This window comes from Delftia sp. (genome assembly GCF_059499305.1).
Genome location: NZ_JCABYI010000032.1, coordinates 138,489 through 160,898 on the forward strand (window position 1 = coordinate 138,489; position 22,410 = coordinate 160,898).

Consider the following 22,410-nt stretch of genomic DNA (forward strand, 5'->3'; position numbering starts at 1 on the left):
GGCACGAAACAGGGCTAACCTATTGCCTCGTATAAGGTTTCAAGCCCTACGTGAATTGCGCGAAAGGCTTGACGCCTGCCCTTTTTTGTTGGGTGAGCATTTCGTGTGGTTCGAGCAGGCGTACATGCAGCAATGACCGGTTGAATTCACAGGGGGAAGCAAAATTTCACCAATGGCTGCTTTCGGCACCTAGCTTGGCCGTATTTGCGCACCTCACCGCTCATCACTCTGGCTGCGTGGCCTCACCAACCAGGCGTAGAAGCCACTTATATCCAGGTCGCGCGCCGCTTGCGCCACTGCAACCCCTCACTCGGTCACCAGCTTGACCGCTTCGCCCTTGAATTCCCGGCTGAACTGCCGTTTTGTTCCTATAAACCACCTCCGGTTTCATCTTCCACCTTACAAGGTGTCTTTGAAACCGGCAGCAGCCCAGTGGTGGCATCCCCACCCTAGCGCAGGCACCCATGCTGGTGCAAAAGGTGCCCTGCTACCCCCTCTGACGCAGCCAATGCCCTCGCATCGGGGCTACGCGCCGGTATCATTGCCGCCCATGCGTTGCGCCTGGATTCACCGTTTCATAGGGCTGCTGTGGCTGGCCCTGTGCAGCACAGCGGTGCTTCCGTGGGCGCACCAGCTGGCCCACCTTGCAGAACCCGGCCTCGAGTCGGTACCCGTGCGCTATGCCGGTTACAACGATGCTGATGCAGCGGCTGCAATCACACTGGCTGCCACGGGTGATCACGATGACGCCCACAGGGCAGACGCCTGTGTGGTGTGCCAGCATCTTTTCGGTCACCAGCACGCGGCAACCGCCGCCACGTTCGGCGTTGTACTGGCGGCAGCCCGCCAGCTTGGACCGCCCGGCGCGGCCACGCGCTCTGACCACGCATCGCCCGGCTGGCTCACGCCCGCACCCCGCGCTCCGCCCCCCCACTTGAACGTCTGACCCTGACTGCGCCCGCTGCGTACCACGCAGCAGCGGCGCCTTGGCCCGTGCCAGCACCGCTCCAAAGCGGCGCAGCCTGCGGGTGTATCCGGTTTTTTGATTCATTGCATGGGGCCTGTGGCCTCAGGAGTTTTTCTGTGTCGCTTCCTTCCAAAATGCTGCCTGTCGCGCTGGCGGCCACCCTTGCCTGTCTGCACGCCACTGCCCACGCCGCAGGCGATTCCGTCATTGTTCTGGGCGAAGTGCCCGTGTACTCGGGCACCGGCGGTGCCCTGCCACCCACCAGCCTGCTCACCTCAGTCGACATCCTGGGAGCCGACAAGATCGAGGACAAAAACGTGATGCAAAGCTGGGAGCTGCTGGGCCAGCTGCCCGGCATCCAGCTCACCGAAACCCGCATGGGGGCAGAGTCTGGTAAGGCCACGTTCCGCGCCTTCAACGGCGAGGGCTATATAAACGGCATCAAGGTTCTGATCGACGGCATCCCCAGCAACGTCAACAGCGGCAACCAGCGCTTCATCGACATGATTTTCCCGCTGGAACTGGACTTTATCGAAGTGGTGCGCGGCACCAACGACCCGCGCTACGGCCTGCACAACATTGGCGGCAGCATCAACTTTGGCACGCGTCAGGGCGGCAACTACAGCGATGGCCGCGTGACCGTGGGCAGCCACGCCACTCGCGAAGTGCAAGTCGCCCTGGGGCGGGAGTCTGACGGCTTTGCGCAAAACTACTTCATTGCCCACCAGGGCTCAGACGGGCACCGCGCGCATTCCGACTCTGAAAAGTACGCGCTGGGCGGTAAATGGTTCCTGACCTCTGCAGACAGGACGCTGAAAGTCGGTGCCGTGGCCCGGCTGTACTCGCACAAAGCCGAAGAGCCCGGCTTCATGACCGCCACCGAGATGGCCCAGAACCGCAAGCAAACCGGCGCCCACAACGCCAACGACGGCGACGACCGCCAGATGCAGCACCTTAGCCTGCACCTGGACTGGCAGGCCACCCCCGCGCTGTTCATGAGCAACAAGCTCTACTTCAACCACTACGACGATGACCGCCGCGTCACCTTCACCAACAGCGCTGCTGCCAGCCTGAACAACCTGCCACGCCAGCGCCGCGTGTGGGACGAAGACCAGACTGGCCTGATGAGCACCGTCACCTGGCGCGCCAGCGATACGCTCACGGTGGACGGCGGCCTCCAGATAGAACGCCAGAAGAACCTGTACCAGCGCTACCGCTACGCCTATGCGGTGCCTACGCAGTTCAGCAACCCCACGCACACCTCCAACGACGACCGCTACACGCTGAACAACGTGGGCGCGTATGTGCAGGCCATCTTCAATGCAACCGACCAGCTCAAGATCATTCCGGGCCTGCGCCTGGACAAGTTCTCTGGCCGTACCGCCCTGAGCCCCAGCGGCACCACCGGCCCGCTGCAGGACTACGGCTGGATAAAGCAGCCTAAGCTCAGCATGGTGTACAGCGTGAACGACGCGACCAGCGTCTATGCCAACTGGGGTCGCACCTTCCAGATCCTGACCGGATCACGCGCACCAGCCTACATCACCTCCGCCACGCAGGCCAAGTTCGCCCCGTCCATCAACACCGGTACCGAGCTGGGCGTAAAGTTCAAGCCCAGCCCTCGGACCGACCTGCGCGTGGCCGTGTGGCAGCAGGACGCCACCGACGAAGTGGCCAACATGCCCAGCACCGGCACCAACGTGAGCCTGGGCGAAACCCGGCGCAAGGGCATCGACTTTCAGGCATCCACCCGCATCGGCAGTGCAGTCACGCTGTGGGCCTCGCACTCGCTACAGGAAGCCAAGGTGCGCCGTGCGTTCACCGCATCTGGCACCTCGCTGGCGGGCAAGGAGGTGTTCGCCACCCCGCGCCACATCACCAACGCCGGGGTGGATTACCAGGCGAACGAGGCGCTGCGCCTGGGCCTACAGGCGCGCGCACAAGGCAGCTACTTCATAGACGACCTCAACGCCCAGGGCAAGTTCGGCAGCTTTGTGCTGCTGGACTTCAATGCACGTTATGCCCTCTCCAAAACCGTGAGCGTGGACCTGCAGGTGAAGAACCTCGCCAACCGCAAGTTCGCCTACGTGTGGTGGGACAATTTCTTCTGGCCCGCTGACAGCGCCCAGCCCATGTACTCGCCTGGCGCGGGCCGCTCGGCCTTTGTGTCGCTCAACGTGAAGTGGTGATGGCGTAGTCTGCGTGCGACTTTCCCAGGCTGTCTGCTCAGGCGTTGCGCGCACTCAGCAGACTGGCAACCAAGTCACGCACGGTGCGTGACTTGGGCAGTCCCGGCCAATAAATCAGCAAGGTCGGAAAGTAGACCGTGGCCGAGAACGGGCGGAACGCCTCGCCCGGCAGCAACTGGCGAGCGCATGAATCCAAGCGTTGTGCAGGAGGTGGTGAGTCGGCCTGGACGAGGCGCTGGGGCTTCAGCCAGCCCGAGCCCGTTACGCCGACGCGTACCGACCTGTCGCCCGATCCGGCAGCGATTCAGCCGGCGACTCCGGTCGCCGCGGCGCCCATAATTTTCTGCACCAGCGGATGATGCTGGCCGCGCCGAGAGCGAATGGCGTGGATCTCTTCCTTCACGCCATCGGCGCTTCCCAACAGTCTCAGGCCCCGCATCACACCGATGCCGCCGGCGCCCAGGCGGCTAACCGGGAACACGCCCAGCCCTCGCGCAGCGAAGACAGCGAGCAGTGCGCTGTCCTCGAACTCTCCAACGATGCGCGGTCGCAGGCCCTGGGTCATGAACCAGTGCTCCAGCGTCGTGCGCAAGGCCGAGTGACCGGTCGGAAGCAGCACGGGTAGGTCATTCAGGCTGTACGGAAACCCATCGCGCTCGGTTTTGCCCACAATGCTCGCGGGACCATACCATTCGACCGGCGCATCTACCAGCCGTTCGCTAGACAAGCGCAAATTGGGGTTACGTGGTGCGGCCTGCCCGGCAAGCACCAAGTCCAGGTGGTGCAACGCGAGCTCACCCAGCAGTTGTTCGAATTCGCCTTCGTGACAGACGAGGCGAAGGTTGGTGGTTGTCAGCACCGGCTCCAGCAGCGCGTGGGCGGCGAGCTTGGAGATGCCGTCGGAGAATCCCACCGCGAGACGCGCCACCTTGCCGTTAGCCGCTTCACGCACCTCGTCAGGAATGACCTGGCCAAGCTGGAAGATCTCCTCGGCGCGTGCGAAGGCGGCCTGGCCCGCTTCAGTGAGCGCCACGCCACGGCCCGAGGGTTTGAGCAGCTCTTGACCCAATGCCTTCTCCAACTCGCGTACCTGAGCGCTGATGGTCTGCACTGCCATGTCGAGCCGCTCGGCTGCCCTGGCGAAGCCACCTGCTTTGGCCACAACCCAGAAGTAATGCAGATGGCGGTAGTTCAGCATGCGTGCTCCAGTGCGGAAAAACCGAATCTTAGGTGCGAATAACTCTGGTTTGTTCAAACGAAGACCATCCCTAAACTCCAGACATTCCATTACACCTTCACCAATGCATCAGACCGTCGTTCACTGAAAGAGCAAAATGGAACTTATCACTCCCTTCCTCACGTCCGACTTCATGGGCAAGCCGGTATGGGTCTGGCTGACCTTCGTCGGTATCGTCGTAGCGCTGCTGGCATTCGACCTAGGTGTGCTGCACAAGGACGATCAGGAGATCGGCGTGCGCGAGAGCCTGCTGCTGTCGGCCGGCTACATCAGCGTAGCGCTGGTCTTCGGTGCCTGGGTGTGGTGGTACCTGGGAGCTCAGAGCGGCATGGACTACTACACCGGCTTCATGATCGAGAAGTCGCTGTCGATGGACAACGTGTTTGTGATTGCGCTGATCTTCAGCTTCTTCGCGATCCCGCGGCAGTACCAGCACCGTGTGCTTTTTTGGGGCATCTTGGGCGTGATCGTGCTGCGCGCCATCATGATCGCTCTGGGCGCAACGCTGGTCAGTCAGTTCAGCTGGGTTCTGTACTTGTTCGGTGCATTCCTGATCTTCACGGGCATCAAGATGTGGATCATTGCCGACCACATGCCCGACATCGCGAACAACCCGCTGCTGAAGTTCCTGAAGCGGCATATACGCGTTACCGACGGCCTGCGCGGCAACGCCTTCTGGGTACGTATAAAGGATCCCGAAACTGGCCGGCTTGAGCGCTTCGCGACCCCACTGTTTCTCGCCCTGGTGCTGGTAGAGTTTGTCGATCTGATCTTTGCGGTCGACTCGGTGCCGGCGATTTTCGCGATCACGACTGACCCGTTCATCGTCTACACCAGCAACATCTTTGCCATCCTAGGCCTGCGCGCGCTGTACTTTGCGCTGGCGGCGATGATCCATCGCTTCAAGTACCTGAAGTACGCGCTGGCTCTGGTGCTTGTGTTTATTGGCAGCAAGATTTTCCTTGTGGGCATCATTGGAAAGATCCCGGCAATGATCTCGTTAAGCGTGACCTTCGGGCTAATCGCAGGTGGCGTTCTCGTCTCGCTGTGGAAGACGCGCGGCGAGCAGGCCGCGGCGGAGGTCCGGTGACGATTCCGATCTGGCAGCGGCTGCGCGATGCAGCCGCTGTCCTCAGCGACGAAAGGATATCGATGCATACGCTGGCGAAAGCCTACGGACCCGAAGCGCACGGTAGCGAGCAACACAAGTCACCGTGGCCTCCATCATGAGCCGCAGATGAAATAGACCCCTGATTCCCCGGCCCCGTCCTATCGCTTATCTTTGAAGATAGGAACAGGACTGTGCATATGACTAGGCATACGGAGTCAATAGAGGTAGTCGTGAAGGACCAGCGCCGCAGGCGCTGGTATCTCGCAGAGAAGGCGGCGCTGGTGCGCCGAATCTACGAACCAGGCATTAGCGTGTCATTGGTCGCTCGGCAGGAAGGCGTTTCGGCTGGACTGCTGTTCCAGTGGCGCAAGCTCGAACGCCAGGGGGCTTTGACCGCCGTCTCCGCTGGCGAGGCAGTCGTGCCCGCATCCGAACTGGCTGCTGCCCGCGCGGAAATCGCCAAGCTGCAGCGCGTGCTCGGCAAGAAAACCTTGGAGAACGAAATCCTCAAGGAAGCCGTGGAGTACGCCGCAGAAAAAAAGTGGATTGCGCGCTCGCCCTTGTTGCCCGGGGACGACCAGTGAAGACGGTTTGCCGGACGATGGGGCTGGCGCGCTCGCATGTGCGCGACCTGCTTGGGCGCGGTGAAGACTGGGCCGATGGCCGCAGCCATCGCACACCCAGCGACGATGCCGGGCTGCTCGCCGAACTGCGCCAGCAAATTGCCGACTTGCCCAGCTATGGCTACCGACGGGCCTGTGCCTTGGTGAACCGCCAGCGTGCGGCACGGGGCGCCCCGAGGGTCAATGCCAAACGCGTCTATCGCGCCATGGCACAAGCCGCTCTGCTGCTGCCCAAGGCGCCTCGCCGGCGCCAGTCCGCACGCACGCATGAGGGCCGTGTTGCGGTCTCGCGCAGCGACCTTCGATGGTGCTCCGATGGTCTGGAAATCAAGTGCGATTCGGGTCAAACCGTGACGGCCACCTTCACCAAGGATTGCTGCGACCGTGAGGTGATGGCTTGGCGCGCGAGGGAGGGCAAAGGGCTGCCAGGTGAGCCGGTACGCGAGATGCTCATCGAGGCCGTGGAGCGCCGCTTCGGCTCGGTCGAAGCGGTCCCGCAGGGCCAGGAGTTGGAGTTCCTCAGTGACAACGGCGGAGCCTACATCGCCGCCGAAACGAGGGCACTGGCGCGCGCTCTGGGTCTGAAGCCCATCAACACGCCCGTCTGCAGCCCGCAGAGCAACGGCATGGCCGAGAGCTTCGTCAACACCTTCAAGCGCGACTATGTGGCGCGCATGGACCTGAGTGACGCGCAGACGGTACTGGCGCAACTGCCAGCGGCCTTCGAGCACTTCAACGAGGTGCATCCGCATTCTTCGCTGAAAATTCGTTCGCCTCGGGAGTTCAGGCGACAACAGGCTGCAGGGGCTGAGCAGGCACTTCATTGCGAATAGGGCGGGGTCGGGAGTACGGGGGCAACATCAGGCATTGCGTCGAGTTCACGACTTTATGGAAACGACTATTTGTATGAGCAGCGCGCTGAGCCGCATGGATGCTACGCCTCTGTTTACGACTTTATTTGGCCAGAATAGCGCAGGCCGTGGCCTGCCCTGGTCCTTCGTTGCCCCCTGTGCGAAATGTCCGTCGGACACCCGGCGGCTGGCCTACCTGCGGTGTCGCAACATGGGGCTGCGCACGCTCTGGCCGGTCCTACGGCTGAGCCGCATGTCCGGGCCCACACTGGTTACCAGCGCAGTGCATATCTGCGCTGCAGTCGGGCGCTTCGTTTGACGCGCCTCTTTGACCACCATGTGAAGGAGATACCCATGGCTCAGCAAAACGACCAGCAACAGCAGCAAAACAACCCGCAGCAGCAGAACCCGAACCAGCAAAACCCGGGACAGCAGCAGCAGGACAACCCCCAGCACAAGCAGCCTGGCCAGAACCAGCCAGGCCAGCAGCAGCCCAATCAGCCCCGCTGACAGGCTGGGCGGCGTTCCGTTTGACGTGAGGATGGAACCATGAAACAGCTTCTTCCCACGAGAGGCCCGCAGCATCCGGCCTATGTTCCCATGCAGATGGGGCAACCCATCACGGACAGGAACTACAGCCAGATGCAGTGCAAGGCGAACGTCCGCCAACAAGGGCAGCCTTTGCGCCAGCCACAGCAACGCTGATTGATCGCAGCCAGCGCTGGTGCAGCGCTCCCTGGAACCGGCCGCCTTCGGGCGGCTTTTCCGTGTCGAGGGCCTGCCCTGGCCGGGGCCGCCGGAGATCTCCCCGCACAATGACGCCTTTCCAGCATCAACCTCCAAGGATTTCAACGATGACACTGCAGCGCCCCTGCTTCGTTTTGCCGACCCTGGTGCTCGCCCTGGGATTGTCGGGGTGTGCCGCGCCGCCTTCCAGCGGGCAGCTCGAGAAGGAGGAAGCGGAGCAGGCGAAGACGCTGTGGGTGATCAGCGAGGCCTTGAAGGCCAACATGGCCGTGGTGCTGGTGGCTGACCTGACGCCGCACAAGTCGCTGGCCGACGCCGAAGGCATGTCCAAATGGACCTCGAACGTGCTGTGGACCCACCAGGACAGGCCGGAGATCGTGTTCGGCCGCAAGTTCCAGAACAACGCGCTGCAGCGCGATCCCAAGACCACCTACCTCTTCAAGGCCTTCGAGGTCCATGTCCTGCCCCCCGGCAAGTACCTGCTGACGGGCGGCGATGACTACTGGCTCAATGCCCGGCTCGACCAGCTGGGGGCCAAGGCGGGCGCTGCGGGCGCAGGCCGCGGCGCCAGCGGCACGGTGTCCCTGGCGCCCGAGACCTACCGAGAGTTCTATACCGAGATGAACTGGAAGGAGGCCACCACGCACACGCAGACCCGCACCGAGAAGTACTGCACCACGGTGCACCGTGCCTCGGGCCATTGCGTGGCCTGGGGCGAGCGGCAGGTCACGGACAGTACGCCGGGCATGGGTGCGGGCTACTACCAGGACACGGACTCGCGCGACATCCCCGCGCTCAAGGTCCAGGTGCGCGTGCCGCCCCGGCAGGCCCTGGCCAGTTTCACGCTGGAAGGCGGGCAACTGGTGCTGAGCCAGCGCTCGTATCTGAAGACGCCCAGCTACCAGTTCCGCCAGGCGGGCTGCCGCAAGGTGGCGGCCGAGAAGGTCGAATGCCCGCTGGAGGACTTCACCGTCCACACGCTGCCGGTGCCCATGGAATTCACGCGCACCTATCTGGCCTCCCGCGCCAACCTGACCTCTGACCAGGAAAAACTCATGGCGCGGCTGGTGCCCATGCAGGTCACCACCCTGGGCCGCCAGGGCGCCGTCGATCCGATCTGGGGCACGCCGATCTCGCTGCGCAAGGGGCCTTGAGGTCCGGGCGCAGCCGATGGCCGATGGCCGATGGTCGTTGATCGGCTGCGTCGGGTGGCGGCCCTTTCCGTGCCCGGCCGATTGTTGGCGGGCTGCGGCGACCGGTGCCTGCCTATGGGGTCACCAGGTGTGCGCGTAGCTGATCTTCAGCACCGTGCCGGCCGCTGGCAGGCGGCTGGTGTTGTTGTTGCTGCGCAGCAGCTGGCTGTAGAGCGGGAAGTACTGGCGGTTGAACAGGTTTTCCACGCCCAGGGACACACGGTTCTTGGGGTCGATCTTCCACTGGCTGATCAGGTCCACCGTGGTGTAGCCCCGTGTGTCATAGCGGCCGAAGCCGGTCTTGCCGTCCAGGCGGTAGTCCTTGGAGGCATAGGCGGTGGCCTGGAGGCGGTGGCTCCAGCGCGTGTCGGGCCGGTACTCCACATAGGCCGTGAGCTTGAGCGGAGGGATGCGAAAGCCCGTCATGTCCTGGTAGCCGCTGGCGGCCTGGGGCAGCTCGCGGCCCTTCATCCAGGTGAAGCTGCCGCCCACGCTCCAGTGGTCGTCGTCGCTGAAGTAGTCCAGGCCGCCTTCGATGCCATGGATCTTCTCGCGGGTGCGCAGCAGGGTCAGGCCATTGTTGAAGCTCTGCACGGCGCCCAGGTTGGAGCGCGACTGGAAGACGCTGAGGTTGGCCATCACGTTGGAGAACTTGCCGCGCCAGCCCATTTCATAGGTGTTGGTCTTGACCGCCTGCAGGTTGGAGTTGCCCAGGTTGAAGGCCGGCGTGGCATTGCGCACCACCACGCCGATGTCCGGCAGCTCGAAGCCCTGGCTGTACGAGGCATAGAGCTCCTGGCCGGGGACCGGCGTGAAGACCGTGCCCAGGTTGTAGGTCCAGGCGTTGTACCTGACGGTGCCGCCGTTCACGGACTGGGGGCTGGGGGCGCGTGACTGCGAAAGCGGCGTGAAGTCATTGAAGCTGGCCTGGGCGCGGTCGTAGCGCAGGCCGCCTTCCGCCGACCATTGCGCATTGAACCGGTGCTGCAGCTGGGCGAAGGCGCCGATGCTGCGTGTGGTGACGGGCGGCATGTAGATCAGCTGGCCCGTCTTGTGGAAGACTAGGCCGCCGCTGGCGTCATAGGCCCGGGGATCGAAGATGTCGATGGGCATGTCGGTGCGCTCCTGGTTGAAGTCCGCACCCCAGATCAGCAGGCTCTTCTTGCCGGCGCCCAGCGGCGTCTTCAGGGTCAGGCGCCCGCCAAAGACCTCGGAGTTCTGCATGGACTGGTCGACATTGGCGCCCCGCACCGGCACGGCGCGTGCGTCGAAGGGCGCAAAACGGGTGAAGAAGTCCCGGTAGTAGAGCTGGGCGGCCAGCGTGCTGCCTGCGATGTCCCGGTTCTCGTAGTCCAGGCCCAGCATGGTGTTCTTGATCTGGTTCTGGTCGGCCAGCACCAGGCCCTTGATGGGGCGGGCCGCCGCCGTTCCTGCCGGCAGCCGCGCCACCGACGGGTCGGAGGCGTAGTCCGTGTCCTGGGCCGCGTTGTAGTGGCTGGCGGTCAATTGCAGGCGCTGGTCGGCATCGAGCTTGAAGCCGATCTTGGCCGAGGCGTTGTAGATGTTGGAGTCGAACAGGTCGCCCTGGCTGGGCTCGGGTGCAATGCGGTCGCCCCTGGCGTCGAAGGCGCCGCCCATGTGCCTGGCGCCCAGGCTCACCGAATAGTCGACCACCTCGCCGCCGCCGGACAGGTAGTGCTGCACCTCGCCGCCCAGCCCCGCGCCGCGCAGGCGGGACAGCGGGGCCGAGCCGGTGACGATGGTCTCGGCCCGCGTCTCGCCCGAGGGCCGCTTGGTGCGGATGGAGACAATGCCGCCCGCCGCACCGCTGCCGTAGATGGCGCTGCTGCCGCGCAGCACCTCGATCTGCTCGATGTCGGCCGGGTTGATGTTGGCCAGGTTCCTGGACGAGTCGCGGTTGGTGTTCAGCGGAACGCCGTCCACCAGCACCAGCATGTTGCGGCCCCGCAGCGTCTGGCCGTAGTCGGTGATGGTGTGGCTGGAGTCCGCCATGCCGGGGACCACCTTGCTGAGCATGGTGGCCAGGCTGTCCGAGCCCTGGCGCAGCTGCTCCACCTCCTGGCCTTCCAGGATCGTCACCTGCCGCGACGGTGCGACCAGGTTGTTCTGCGTGCGTGCGGTCACCGTGATGGCGGCAAGCTCCGTGGCCTGTGCTGCGGCTTGGGCAGTGGCCGGGGTTGCGGGCACGGCCGCTGCAGCGGACGGCGCCTGGCGGGCCGCCGCAGGCAGCTTCTCCAGCGCGTAGTTGCCCGCACCCACGCGGCGCGCTGTCCAGCCTGACGTGTTCAGCAGCTGCGCAAAGCCGTCTTCCACGGAGAACGTGCCGGACAGGCCGCGTGTCTCCATGCCGACGAGCTGCTGCAGGTCCATGCCCAGGTTCACGCCTGCCTGCGCGGCAAAGGCCATCAGCGCCGGGCCCAGCGGACCCGGCTGGATCTGGTAGCTCCTGGCAGCGGCGCTGGCGGCCGGCTCGGCCGCCTGGACTGGCAGCGCGTGCAGCAGCAGCGAGGTGCTGACGGCCAGGGCCGCCAAGGCGGTGGCGCGCAGGCTGGCGCGTGGTCCGGCGGTGGAAGAAGGGGAGTGCATGGTGTTCTGTCCTCTGGGCTGTCGATGAAAGTGGTCTTCGCAAGCCTTGACAGGCGAGAGCGAAAAACCGGACAGCCACGGCAGAAAAAAATCGGATCAGCGCCGCGCCACCGTCACCCAGTACCGGCTGCGCTCGTGCACGCGCACCGGCAGGGTCTGGGCCAGCAGGGCCAGGATGCGGTCGGTGTCATGCAGCTGGTAGGTGCCGGAGACGCGCAGGTCGGCGACATCGTCGTCGCACCGCACAAGGCCCTCGCGGTAGCGCGACAGCTCGGCCAGGAAGTCCTGCAGGCGCAGGTTCTCGGCATAGAGCACGCCCAGCGTCCAGGCCGAGTCCCGCGGCGCCACCGGGCGGGTGGCGCTGGCGCCTTGTCCATCGAATTGCAGTTGCTCGCCCGCATGCACCACCACGGCCGTGGCCGATGCTGCCGGCGCGACGCGCACCGCGCCCTCCAGCACGGCCAGCGCCGTGCCGTGCTCCAGCTTGCGCACGATGAAGCGCGTGCCCAGGGCCTGCATCTGGCCGTCGTCTGTCTGCACCATGAAAGGCTGGGAGGCGTAGGGCGGGGCATGTGCGGTCTCGACCAGGATTTCCCCGGCATGCTGGCGGATGCGCCGCGCCGTGCCATCCATGCGCACGCTGATGGCCGAGGCCGTGTTCAGCTGCACGCGGCTGCCATCGGCCAGCGTGACCGCGCGGCGCTCGCCCCTGGCCGTGCGGTAGTCGGCCGTCCAGTCCTGCCAGGGCAGATGGCGCCAGGCCAGCCAGCCCAGCGCAGGCGTGGCCAGGGCCAGCACGGCCGAGCGCAGCAACTGGCGCCGTGCCGCCGAGGGGCGCGTGCGGTTGAGCGTGGCCATGCCGACGGCGGCGGGCACGGTGTTGAAGCGGCCCTTGAGCTGCTCGGCACACTGCCAGATCTGTTCATGCCGGCTGCTCTGGCTGCGCCAGCGCGCCAGTTCGGCCTGCTCGGCCGCGCTGAAGTCCGATGCGTGCCTGCGGGCCAGCCAGCGGGCGGCCTCGTCCAGGATGCGTGCGTCTGCGGCCTGCATGCTCAGCGCTCCAGCATCACCAGCAGGCATTGCCGAAAGCCCTGGGCCATGTAGCGCGTCACGGTGCGCACGCTCAGCTGCATCCGGTCGGCAATGTCCTCGTAGGACAGGCCTTCCAGCTGGGACATGAGAAAGGCCGTGCGCACCCTGGCGGGCAGGGCGTCCAGCAGCGCATCGAGCTCCTGCAGCGTCTCCAGCAGGATGGCCCGCGCCTCCACGGACGGCACGGTGGCCTGGGGCAGGAGGTGCAGCGACGCCAGGTAGGCCTGCTCCAGCGAGCGGCGTTCGAGGTGATTGACCAGCAGCCGCCTGGCCACTGTCGTCAGGTAGGCCCGGGGCTCCCGGATGTCCTCGATGGCCTGCGTCCTGGCGCTGACCCAGATGCGCGTGAACGTGTCCTGGGCCAGGTCGGCCGCATCGCAGCGGTTGCCCAGCCTGCGTTGCAGCCACGCGACCAGCCAAGGGTTGTGCTGCGCGTACATGCTGCCCAGAGCCTGGCTGGCGCCACTGTAGGTGGATGGATGCACGTGCCGGGCCTTTCCTCTTGTGCGTCAAGAAACTGCCGGCATTTTATCCAGTTGATATGAATTCTCATTTGCATTGGGATCGGTGCGATCCCGCGCACCGGATCAGCCCGCCGCCGCCAGCCCGTCGAAGGTCGTGCTGGTCACCCAGTCGATGATCTGCGCGTGCGTGTACTGGCCCGACTCCTTGAGCAGGGCCACCACCGGATCGCAGGCCCGCGCGAACAGCGTGTAGAGCACCAGTTCGGCCGGCAGCGTGGCCTGCATCTGGCCGCTGGTCTGGGCCTCGGTGATCCAGATGCTCAGGCGGTTGCTCAGCGCGATCAGCCGGTCCATGTAGTCGTCGTTGGATTGCAGCGAGGCGCTGAGGTTGGAGTTCTGCGCGGGCAGGGAGGGCATCTCGCCTTCCAGCTGGGTCTGCATGGCCCAGCGCGTCACGGCCTTGAGCTGGTCCAGCGGGCGCGTGGGCGTGCCGGCCTCGGCCGCCAGGCTGGCTTCGTCGCGCAGGCCGTCCACGAAGGCCAGGGCGCGGTCCAGCACGCCCACCATGGCGGCCCCTGCCAGTTCTTCCTTGGAGGTGAACAGCTTGTACAGGCTGGCCTTGGCCATGCCGGCCTCGGCCGCCACCTCGTCCACCGTCATGGCGTCGTAGCCCTTGGTGGCCAGCAGCCGGTTGACGGCCGCCACGATGGCCTGCTCGCGCACGCGCTGTATCTGTTCTTTGATGGAGGAGCGGCTTGTCATAGCCATATTTTAGACCCGACAGGTCATATTCGATACCAAATAGTGCAAAGCGGATACGTTTGGTATATAGTTTGAACTCATCAGTTCACAGTTTGATCTTCATGGTCTGACTGATCGATTCAACCAGGAAGGACGCTCCCATGCATCGCATTGCAGTCATCGGGTCGGGGATTGCGGGGCTGGCCGCAGCACGGCGGCTGGCCGGCGCGCCGGGCGGGCATGGCGTGACCCTGCTGGAGGCAGGCAGCCATTTCGGCGGCCATGCCAACACGGTCGATCTGGCGCTGGGCGGCGTGAGCCAGGGGGTGGACACGGGCTTTCTGGTGTTCAACCACCGCACCTATCCGCTGCTGACCCGTCTGTTCGAAGAGCTGCAGGTGCCCACGGCGGAGGCCGAGATGTCGTTTTCCGTGCAGGTGCCGCAGGCCGGCGGCCGGGCGGGCCTGGAGTGGAGCGGCAGTTCGCTGGGCGGTGTGTTCGCCCAGCGCAGCAATCTGCTGCGGCCCCGTTTCCTGAAGATGCTGGCCGAGATCCTGCGCTTCAACCGCCTGACCACGCGCATCGCCGAGGAAGGCGATGAAGCGCGGCTGCGCAGCTGCATCGAAGATTTCCTGGACGACCACGGCTTCGGGCCGGCCTTTCGCCAGGACTATCTGCTGCCCATGATGGGCTGCATCTGGTCCTGCCCCACCGACCAGATGCTGCGCTTTCCCGTGGCCACGCTGATCCGCTTTTGCCACAACCACGGCCTGATCCAGGTCACGGACCGGCCGCAGTGGCGCACGGTGCGCGGTGGTTCGCGCCAGTATGTGCGGCGCATGGTGGCCGCGCTGCAAAAGGACGGCCGCCACGAGGTCCGGCTGAACGCGCCCGTGCTGGGCCTGCGCCGCGCCGCGCACGGCGTGCTGCTGCAGATGGCGCACGGCACGGAGCGGTTCGACGCCGTGGTGCTGGCCTGCCACAGCGACCAAGCCCTGCGCCTGCTGGGCTCCGATGCCACGCCGCTCGAGCGCAGCGTGCTGGGCGCCATCCGCTACCAGCCCAACCAGGCCGTGCTGCACACCGATGCCGGCGTGCTGCCGCGCCGCCCGGCGGCCTGGGCCGCCTGGAACTACGAACGCGCCGCCGATCCCGGAAAAGACCGGGCCGGCGTCTGCCTGCACTACCTGCTCAACCGCCTGCAGCCCCTGCCGTGGCAGCAGCCCGTGATGGTGTCGCTGAACCCGGTGCGCCCCATCGATGACAGCCAGGTCCACGCGCGCATCGAGTACAGCCACCCGGTGTTCGACCTGGCCGCCATCGAGGCCCAGGGCCGGGTGGATGCTCTGCAAGGCCAGCGCAGGACCTGGTTCTGCGGCGCATGGTGCGGCTACGGCTTCCACGAGGACGGCCTGCGCTCGGGCCTGGTCGCGGCCGACGGCCTGCTGCATGCCCTGCCGACCTTGCCCGTCCTGCCCGCCAGCGCGGCCTTCGAGGGGGTTGCATGACGGCCCGGCCGCTCATCGGCTTCGGCCATGTCTGGCACCGCCGCCTGCGGCCGGTGGAGCATGCCTTCCGCTACCCGGGCTATTTCCTCATGCTGCCCATGCGCAGCCTGCGCACGCAGCCGGACGCCGCGCTCAGGCGCAACCGCCGTGGCTGGCTGAGTTTCCATGACAGCGACCACGGCGAGGGCGGCTGCGACGCACTGGCCTGGTTCGAGCAGCTGCTGCACAGCGAAGGCATTGGCGACGCCGATGGCGAAGTCTGGCTGCACACCTTTCCGCGCGTGCTGGGCTACGTGTTCAAGCCCGTGAGCTTTTGGTATGCGCACCGCGCCGACGGGTCGCTGGCCGCCGTGCTGGCCGAGGTCAACAACACCTTTGGCGAGCGCCATGCCTATCTGCTGGCGGGGCCGGACCTGGCCTGGGGCAGGGAGCAGGTGGCGCGCAAGCAATTCCACGTCTCGCCGTTCTGCGAGGTGCGCGGCGAGTACCGCTTCCGCTTCGAACGCAGCGAAGACCGCACCCTGGCACGCGTGGACCTGCATGACGAGGACGGCCCGCTGCTGCAGACCAGCGTGGGCGGCGTGCTGCAGGCGCTGGATGCCGCCGCCGTGCGCCGCGCCTTCTTCGGCACCCCTTTGATGACGCTGGGCGTGGTCGCCCGCATCCACTGGCACGCGCTGCGCCTTTGGGCCAAGCGCGTGCCTTTCCATGGCAAACCCTCCGCGCCCAAGCGCTTCGTCACAAGATGAACACTACCGCCGCCCCCCTGCTGAGCCCCACCGCCGCAGCGCCGCGCCGCACGCCTGCGCGGGCACGCCGTGTGCTGAACCTGCTCGAACGCCTGCCCCACGGGCAGCTGGACCTGGAGCAGCCCGATGGCCGCCTGCTGCACCTGCCCCGTCCGCCGTCGGGGGCTGCCGACGCGCATTGCGTGCTGCACGACTGGCGGGCGCTGGAGCGCACCCTGAAATCGGGCGACATCGGCCTGGCCGAAGGCTATATCGCCGGCGAATGGGACAGCCCCGACCTGGCCGCCCTGCTGCGCCTGTGCATGGCCAACCGCGACCATATGCAAAGCCTGGTGTACGGCAGCTGGTGGGGCCGGCTGGGCTACCGCCTGCGCCACCTGCTGCAGCGCAATACGCGGGCCGGCAGCGCCAGGAACATCCATGCCCACTACGACCTGGGCAACGATTTCTACCGCCTGTGGCTGGACCCCGGCATGAGCTACAGCGCCGCCTGGTTCCAGGGGCGCACGGGTGAATCGCTGCGCCACGCCGACCTGCAGGACGCCCAGCAGGCCAAGCTCAGGCGCACGCTGGACGAGGTGAGGCTGCAGCCCGGCCAGCGCCTGCTGGAGATCGGCTGCGGCTGGGGCGGGCTGGCCGAGGCGGCGGCGCAGGAGTTCGGCGCCCGGGTCACGGGCGTGACGCTGTCGCGCGAGCAACTGGCCTGGGGACAGCAGCGCATGCGGCAGGCCGGCCTGGCCGACGCCGTGGAGCTGCGCTACCAGGACTACCGCGACCTGCCGGCACGGCATGCGGGCGAGCCCTTCGATGCCATCGTCTCCATCGAGATGTTCGAGGCCGTCGGCCGAGAATACTGGCGCGGCTACTTCCAGACGCTGCGCGACTGCCTCAAGCCCGGGGGCCTGGCCTGCATACAGACCATCACGCTGCGCGAGGACCTGTTCGCGCGCTATCTGCGCTCCACCGACTTCATCCAGCAGTACATCTTCCCGGGCGGGCTGCTGCCCAGCATTCCTGCCTTCGAGCAGGAGGCACGGCGCGCCGGCCTGGTGGTGGAGCGCCGCATGGCCTTCGGCCGCGACTATGCGGAGACGCTGCGGCGCTGGCGCCAGGCCTTCGATCACCACCTCGACGCCGTGCGGGCCCAGGGCTTTGACGAACGCTTCGTGCGCATCTGGACCTTCTACCTCGCCTACTGCGAGGCGGCCTTCGACACCGGCAACACCGATGTCGTCCAGTTCACGCTGCGCAGGCCCCTGCCATGAAATCGCCACCACGTCACATGCCGCGCCGCCAGGCGCTGGCCTGGGGCGCCGCCTGCGCCCTTGTCCCTTCACTGATCGCCATGCCCAACGAACTCCACGCCAAGACTCCGACTGCCGACCTTCCGGCCGAACTGCGCAGCGCCCTGCCGGCCGCGCGCCTGGTGGGCACGGGCGTGCTGCGCTTTTTCGGCCTGCGCGTGTACGAGGCACGGCTGTGGGCCGCACCGGGCTTTGTGCCCGAAGACTACGCCCGCCACCCGTTCGCGCTGGAGCTGGTCTATGACCGCAAGCTCGAAGGCGCGGCCATCGCCGAGCGCTCCATCGCCGAAATGCGCAGGGTCGACGGCTTCACCGAGGAGCAGTCCCGCCAATGGCTGGCGCTGATGAAGCAGGCATTTCCCGATGTGGCGGCCCAGGACCGGCTGCTGGGCCTGAACGACGGCCAGGGCGAGGTGCGCTTCTTCCACAACGGCCGCCAGACTGCACAGCTGCGTGATGCCGACTATGCGCGCCTGTTCTTCGGCATCTGGCTCGCGCCCCAGACCTCGGCACCTGCCATGCGCAGCTCGCTGCTGGGCCAATCCTGAGCGCCCGGGACCACGCCATGGCCTCGCACCCTGCCGCCGCCCCCTTGCTGCCCTGGCGCACAGGGCTGGCCTATGGCGGCCTGGCCGCGCCGCTGGCGTTCGTGTCCCTGCCGCTGTATGTGAACCTGCCCTACCACTACGCCAGCGTGGCCGGTGCGCCGCTGGCGGGGCTGGGCGCGGTGCTGCTGGCCACGCGTGCCTTCGATGCCCTGGTGGACCCCGCCATCGGCCGCCAGGCCGACCGGCTGCTGCGCCGGGGCATGCGGCCAGCGTGGTGGGCGGCTGCACTGGCCAGCCTGCTGATGGTCCTGGGCTTCTGGGCGCTGTGGCATCCGCCGCGCGGTGCCCAGGCCGCCATGCTGGGCTGGCTGGCCTGCAGCCTGCTGGTGTGCACGCTGGCCTACAGCTTCGTCACCATCGTCCACCAGGCCTGGGGCACGCGCTGGGGCGGGCAGCCCGCCTGGCGGGCCCGCGTCACGGCCTGGCGCGAGGGCGCTACGCTGGGCGGTGTGCTGCTGGCCAGCGTGTTGCCGGCCTGGCTGGGCTTGGACGCCACCAGCGCCGTGCTGGCGCTGGGCCTGGCGCTGGGGCTGGTGGGGCTGTACCGGCTCAAGGCTCCGGTGACGCTGCCGCAGCAGGCCACGGCGGACACCTCTCGGATCTCACCATGGGCGGATGCCGGCTTTCGCCGGCTGCTTGCCGTCTTCATGGTCAACGGCGTGGCCGCGGCCATTCCGGCCACCTTGCTGCCCTTCTTCGTGGCCGACAGATTGCAGGTGCCCGGGATGCAGCCCCTGCTGCTGCTGTGCTTTTTTGGCGCGGCGGCCCTGGGCCTGCCGCTGTGGGTGAAGGCCGTCTCGCGCTGGGGCCTGGCGCCCAGCTGGCGCGCGGGCATGCTGGCCAGCGTGCTGGCCTTCGGCTTCACGCCCTGGCTGGGCACGGGTGACAGCCTGGCCTTCGCCGTGATCTGCCTGGCCAGCGGGCTGGCCCTGGGCGCGGACCTGGCCCTGCCGGGCGCACTGCTCACGGGCGTGATCCACGAGTCCGGCCAGGGCGGCCAGGGCGAGGGCCGCTACCTGGGGTGGTGGACCTGCGCCACCAAGCTCAACCTGGCCCTGGCCGCGGGCCTGGCCCTGCCCCTGCTGTCCGTTGCGGGCTACCGCAGCGGCAGCACCGATCCGGCCGGCCTGCAGGCCCTGGCCTGGGCCTATGGCGGGCTGCCCTGCCTGCTCAAACTGGCGGCGGCCGGGCTGCTCTGGCGCGCCGAGCGACTGCATTCTTCCTGGAGGCACACATGAGCCACATCACCCACTGCGCTTCGTTTTCACCACTGCGGCGCGCCTGCCTGGGGGCGGCATTGGCGCTGTCTCTGGCGGGCTGCGCCGGTCCTTCCGTGCAGGACTACGCCAAGGAGCAGCCGACGCTGGACCTGCGCCAGTACTTCAACGGGCCGCTGACGGCCCACGGCATGTTCACGGACCGCTCGGGCAAGGTGGTCAAGCGATTCACCGTGCGCATGACGGGCCGCTGGAATGGCGACGAGGGCACGCTCGATGAGCACTTCGTCTACAGCGACGGCAGCACGCAGCAGCGCATCTGGCATATCCGCCACCTGGGCGAGGGCCGCTACAGCGGCCGGGCCGACGACGTGGTGGGCGAGGCCCAGGGCCAGAGCGCGGGCAATGCCATCCGCTGGAGCTACGTGCTGGCCCTGCCCGTGGACGGAAGGGTCTGGAACGTCAGCATGGACGACTGGATGTACCTGATGGACGGGCGCACCCTGCTCAACCGCACGGCCATGAGCAAGCTCGGCCTGCACCTGGGCGACGTGACGCTGGCCATCATCAAGGAGTGATGGCCATGCCACTGTTATCCCGCCGGCTGAACCCGCCGCTGCGCGACTGGAAGGGCCGCTCGGCATGGCTTCTGGGCGCCTCCTCGGGCATAGGGCGCGCCACGGCCGAAGCGCTGCACGGCCAGGGCGCGCGCGTGATTGTCTCTGCGCGGCATGGCGGTGCGCTGCAGGATTTCGTGCGCGGCCGCGAAGGCTGCCTGGCCCTGCCGCTGGACGTGACCGATGCCCAGGCCGTGGCACAGGCAGCCCGTGCCGTGCGGGCCCATGTGGGCAGGGCGCCCGACCTGGTGGTGTACTGCGCCGGCCACTACCGGCCCCAGCGCGCCACCGAGTTCGACCTGGCCGAGATGCAGCGCCACCTGGCCGTGAACTATGGCGGCGCGCTGCACCTGCTCGATGCCGTGCTGCCCATGCTGCTGGAGGCCGGCCAGGGGCATCTGGCCCTGGTCGGCTCGGTGGCAGGCTATCGCGGGCTGCCCATGTCCCTGGCCTACGGTCCTACCAAGGCGGCGCTCAACAACCTGGCAGAAAACCTCTACCTGGACCTGCACGGCCCGGGCCTGGGCGTGTCCATCATCAACCCCGGCTTTGTCGATACGCCGCTGACGGCGCAAAACAGCTTCAGCATGCCGGCCCTGATCGGTGCCGACGAGGCCGCCCGGCACATGCTGCAGGGCTGGGCACAGGGGCGCTTCGAGATGAATTTTCCGCGCCGCTTCACGCGCTGGGTGCGGCTGCTGCGCTGCCTGCCCGATGCCTGGTATTTCTCGGCGGTTCGCCGCATCACAGGAGCCTGAAACCGATGAGCACTGCCCTCGGCGATCCCCGACTGGACCGGCTGGCCCAGGCCTATGAGGCGCTGCGCCGCGACAACCTGCCGGCGCTGCTGGCCCTCTATGCGGAACAGGCCCGGTTCAAGGACCCGTTCAACGATGTGCGCGGCCACGCAGCGATACAGCGCGTGTTCGCCCACATGTTCGAGCAACTGGACCGGCCCCGCTTCGCCGTCAGCCAGGGCGCGGTGCAGGGGGACAGCGGCTTTTTGCTGTGGGAGCTGGGCTTTGTCAGGGCATCGGGCCAGCCCATGCACATCTGCGGCACCAGCTACCTGGAGTTCGATGCGCAGGGACTGGTGGCAGTGCACCGCGATTTCTGGGACCCGGTGGAGGAAATCTTTGCCAAGGTGCCCGTGCTGGGCGCCGTGGCCAGGGCGCTGCAGAACAAGCTCAGGGCTCCGCAGTAAGCAGCCTGGCCAATTGCGCCAGGGCGCCGTCCAGGTCGTCCAGGCCTGGGGCGCCCAGGCAGATGCGCAGCCCGCTGGCACGGTCGTGCGGCTCCACCATCAGCGAGCCCGGATCCGTCAGCGTCACGCCCAGCGCCGCTGCGGCCGACACCAGGCGGTCGGCGGCCTCGCGCTCCATGGGCAGCCAGGCGTTGTAGGCCTCGGGGTGCAGCACCAGGCGGCTGTCGCCCAGGTGTGGGGCAAGGTGCGATGCGGCCAGCCGCACGCGCCGCTGTGCCTCATGGCGCAGGTCGGCCTGCAGGGAGGCGACCACGCCCTGGGACAGCCATTCATCGACCACGGCGCATGACAGGGCCGAAGGCGCCATGGACAGCTCCTGCAGCGTCGCCAGCGCGGCGCCGCACAGCGCTGGCGGCAGCACCAGCGTGCCCACCTGCAGCCCCGGGCCCAGCGACTTGGACAGCCCGTTCACATGCAGGGTGATCTCGGGCGCCAGGGTCGCCAGGTGCGCAAGGCGCGCGTGATCGGGCGAGCAGGCGGCATACACGCCGTCCTCGATGATCCAGGCGCCTGCGTTCCGGCAGATATCCACGATCGCCCGCCTGCGCTCCGCGCCCATGGTGGCCGTGGTCGGGTTGTGCAGCGTGGGGGTGAGGTAGAGCACCTTGCCTTCGGCGGCGGGAATGCCATGCAGCGCCTCGGCCAGCGCCTGCGGCAGCAGGCCCTGCGCGTCCATGGCCAGGCCCTGCAGGGCGCAGCCCTTGCGCCGGGCCAGGGCAATGGCGCCGGGGTAGGTGATGCGCTCGGTCAGCAGCCGGCCCCGGGGCTGGCAGACCAGGTCCAGGGCCAGGGACAGCGCCTGGCGCGCGCTGCTGGTCAGCACCATGTGGCCGGGTTCCACGTTCAGGCCCAGCGTCTGCAGCCAGCGCGCGAGCACGCGGCGATGCTCCGCATGTCCGCCCGGCGGCGCGTAGGAATTGAAGTGATCGGCATCGATGCGGCGCGCAATCGCGGTCAGCGTGCGCGCCAGCAGGCGTTCGCTGATGGCGGCCGGCGGCGCGTTGGAGGACAGGTCGATGGCCTCGCCGCCCTGCGTCCGCCGGGCGGCCACGAAGGTGCCCCTGCCCTTGACGCTGCGCGTCAGCCCCCGGCGCTCCAGCAGCGCATAGGCCCTGGTCACCGAGCCCAGGCCGATCTGCAGCCTGTCGGCCAGGTCTCTGTGGGCGGGAAGGCGGTCGCCGCCGGCCAGTCGGCCTTCCACGATGTCGTCGGCCAGGGCGCGCGCCAGCCGCTCGGCGGCACTGGCTTCAATGCGCGCAAGACGGGGTGTCCAGGGGGAGGGCAGGAGCATGGTCGGGGCAAGGAAAAAAAGAGTGTGCCG

The 22,410-nt window shown here is 67.1% G+C and carries 20 protein-coding genes; 14 read left to right on the top strand and 6 right to left on the bottom strand.

The window, feature by feature from the left end:
• Nucleotides 1-1,083 precede the first annotated feature (1,083 nt).
• The gene (locus tag AC5I49_RS22810) at nt 1,084-3,156 is read left to right on the top strand and encodes a TonB-dependent receptor (protein ID WP_016448443.1); all 2,073 of its coding nucleotides are present in this window, start codon (nt 1,084-1,086) and stop codon (nt 3,154-3,156) included.
• A gap of 304 nt (nt 3,157-3,460) precedes the next feature.
• On the opposite strand, the gene AC5I49_RS22815 is transcribed toward AC5I49_RS22810, so the two are convergent.
• Complete coding sequence (locus tag AC5I49_RS22815; RefSeq protein WP_046983776.1) at nt 3,461-4,354, bottom strand: LysR family transcriptional regulator; 894 nt, start codon at nt 4,352-4,354, stop codon at nt 3,461-3,463.
• Nucleotides 4,355-4,490: 136 nt separating this feature from the next.
• Here AC5I49_RS22815 and AC5I49_RS22820 point away from each other — a divergent pair, with 136 nt between their 5' ends.
• From AC5I49_RS22820 to AC5I49_RS22840, 5 genes are all read left to right on the top strand, one after another.
• Nucleotides 4,491-5,483 carry a TerC family protein gene (locus tag AC5I49_RS22820; protein WP_016448441.1) on the top strand — a complete coding sequence of 331 codons (993 nt, stop codon included), beginning with the start codon at nt 4,491-4,493 and terminating at the stop codon, nt 5,481-5,483.
• Nucleotides 5,484-5,701: 218 nt separating this feature from the next.
• Nucleotides 5,702-6,960, top strand: a protein-coding gene (locus AC5I49_RS22825) for an IS3 family transposase (protein WP_495789930.1) whose coding sequence is annotated in 2 segments (ribosomal slippage) — nt 5,702-6,032 and nt 6,032-6,960 — 1,260 coding nt in all. Because the reading frame shifts where the segments join, the coding sequence is not laid out codon by codon here.
• Nucleotides 6,961-7,332: 372 nt separating this feature from the next.
• Nucleotides 7,333-7,488 (top strand): hypothetical protein, encoded by a 156-nt coding sequence (locus AC5I49_RS22830; RefSeq protein WP_164474684.1) that lies wholly within the window; start codon nt 7,333-7,335, stop codon nt 7,486-7,488.
• A 39-nt stretch (nt 7,489-7,527) separates the two neighbouring features.
• On the top strand, nt 7,528-7,683 hold the full coding sequence (locus AC5I49_RS22835) for a hypothetical protein (protein ID WP_016448436.1): 156 nt from the start codon (nt 7,528-7,530) through the stop codon (nt 7,681-7,683).
• A 149-nt stretch (nt 7,684-7,832) separates the two neighbouring features.
• On the top strand, nt 7,833-8,879 hold the full coding sequence (locus tag AC5I49_RS22840; protein ID WP_047327905.1) for a hypothetical protein: 1,047 nt from the start codon (nt 7,833-7,835) through the stop codon (nt 8,877-8,879).
• Between the two features lie 120 nt (nt 8,880-8,999).
• On the opposite strand, the gene AC5I49_RS22845 is transcribed toward AC5I49_RS22840, so the two are convergent.
• The 4 genes from AC5I49_RS22845 to AC5I49_RS22860 form a co-directional block, all read right to left on the bottom strand.
• A complete protein-coding gene (locus AC5I49_RS22845) occupies nt 9,000-11,525 on the bottom strand; it encodes a TonB-dependent receptor (protein WP_495789931.1) in 2,526 nt (841 codons plus the stop codon).
• A 96-nt stretch (nt 11,526-11,621) separates the two neighbouring features.
• A complete protein-coding gene (locus AC5I49_RS22850) occupies nt 11,622-12,575 on the bottom strand; it encodes a FecR domain-containing protein (protein WP_495789932.1) in 954 nt (317 codons plus the stop codon).
• Nucleotides 12,576-12,577: 2 nt separating this feature from the next.
• Nucleotides 12,578-13,057 carry a sigma-70 family RNA polymerase sigma factor gene (locus AC5I49_RS22855; protein WP_070081029.1) on the bottom strand — a complete coding sequence of 160 codons (480 nt, stop codon included), beginning with the start codon at nt 13,055-13,057 and terminating at the stop codon, nt 12,578-12,580.
• Nucleotides 13,058-13,204: 147 nt separating this feature from the next.
• The gene (locus AC5I49_RS22860) at nt 13,205-13,843 is read right to left on the bottom strand and encodes a TetR/AcrR family transcriptional regulator (RefSeq protein ID WP_017407121.1); all 639 of its coding nucleotides are present in this window, start codon (nt 13,841-13,843) and stop codon (nt 13,205-13,207) included.
• A gap of 140 nt (nt 13,844-13,983) precedes the next feature.
• On the opposite strand from AC5I49_RS22860, the gene AC5I49_RS22865 reads away from it, so the two are divergent.
• From AC5I49_RS22865 to AC5I49_RS22900, 8 genes are read left to right on the top strand one after another with little or no spacing between them, the layout of a single operon-like run.
• Complete coding sequence (locus AC5I49_RS22865; RefSeq protein WP_017407120.1) at nt 13,984-15,330, top strand: NAD(P)/FAD-dependent oxidoreductase; 1,347 nt, start codon at nt 13,984-13,986, stop codon at nt 15,328-15,330.
• The gene (locus AC5I49_RS22870; protein WP_392456739.1) at nt 15,327-16,079 is read left to right on the top strand and encodes a DUF1365 domain-containing protein; all 753 of its coding nucleotides are present in this window, start codon (nt 15,327-15,329) and stop codon (nt 16,077-16,079) included. The genes AC5I49_RS22865 and AC5I49_RS22870 overlap by 4 nt, the downstream gene beginning before the upstream one ends.
• Nucleotides 16,076-17,344 carry a class I SAM-dependent methyltransferase gene (locus AC5I49_RS22875; RefSeq protein ID WP_495789933.1) on the top strand — a complete coding sequence of 423 codons (1,269 nt, stop codon included), beginning with the start codon at nt 16,076-16,078 and terminating at the stop codon, nt 17,342-17,344. Before AC5I49_RS22870 ends, AC5I49_RS22875 begins: the two co-directional genes overlap by 4 nt.
• 17 nt (nt 17,345-17,361) lie before the next feature.
• On the top strand, nt 17,362-17,931 hold the full coding sequence (locus tag AC5I49_RS22880; RefSeq protein ID WP_016448427.1) for a chalcone isomerase family protein: 570 nt from the start codon (nt 17,362-17,364) through the stop codon (nt 17,929-17,931).
• Between the two features lie 17 nt (nt 17,932-17,948).
• Nucleotides 17,949-19,229, top strand: a complete 1,281-nt coding sequence (locus AC5I49_RS22885; protein ID WP_473210130.1) for an MFS transporter — start codon at nt 17,949-17,951, stop codon at nt 19,227-19,229.
• On the top strand, nt 19,226-19,786 hold the full coding sequence (locus tag AC5I49_RS22890) for a DUF3833 domain-containing protein (protein WP_016448425.1): 561 nt from the start codon (nt 19,226-19,228) through the stop codon (nt 19,784-19,786). The genes AC5I49_RS22885 and AC5I49_RS22890 overlap by 4 nt, the downstream gene beginning before the upstream one ends.
• A gap of 5 nt (nt 19,787-19,791) precedes the next feature.
• Nucleotides 19,792-20,583 (top strand): SDR family NAD(P)-dependent oxidoreductase, encoded by a 792-nt coding sequence (locus tag AC5I49_RS22895; protein ID WP_016448424.1) that lies wholly within the window; start codon nt 19,792-19,794, stop codon nt 20,581-20,583.
• Between the two features lie 5 nt (nt 20,584-20,588).
• Entirely contained in the window at nt 20,589-21,029 is a 441-nt protein-coding gene (locus tag AC5I49_RS22900) for a nuclear transport factor 2 family protein (protein ID WP_016448423.1), read from the top strand.
• Here the strand turns inward: AC5I49_RS22900 and AC5I49_RS22905 are convergent.
• Complete coding sequence (locus AC5I49_RS22905) at nt 21,013-22,380, bottom strand: aminotransferase-like domain-containing protein (protein ID WP_016452725.1); 1,368 nt, start codon at nt 22,378-22,380, stop codon at nt 21,013-21,015. The genes AC5I49_RS22900 and AC5I49_RS22905 overlap by 17 nt on opposite strands.
• Between the last annotated feature and the right edge of the window lie 30 nt (nt 22,381-22,410).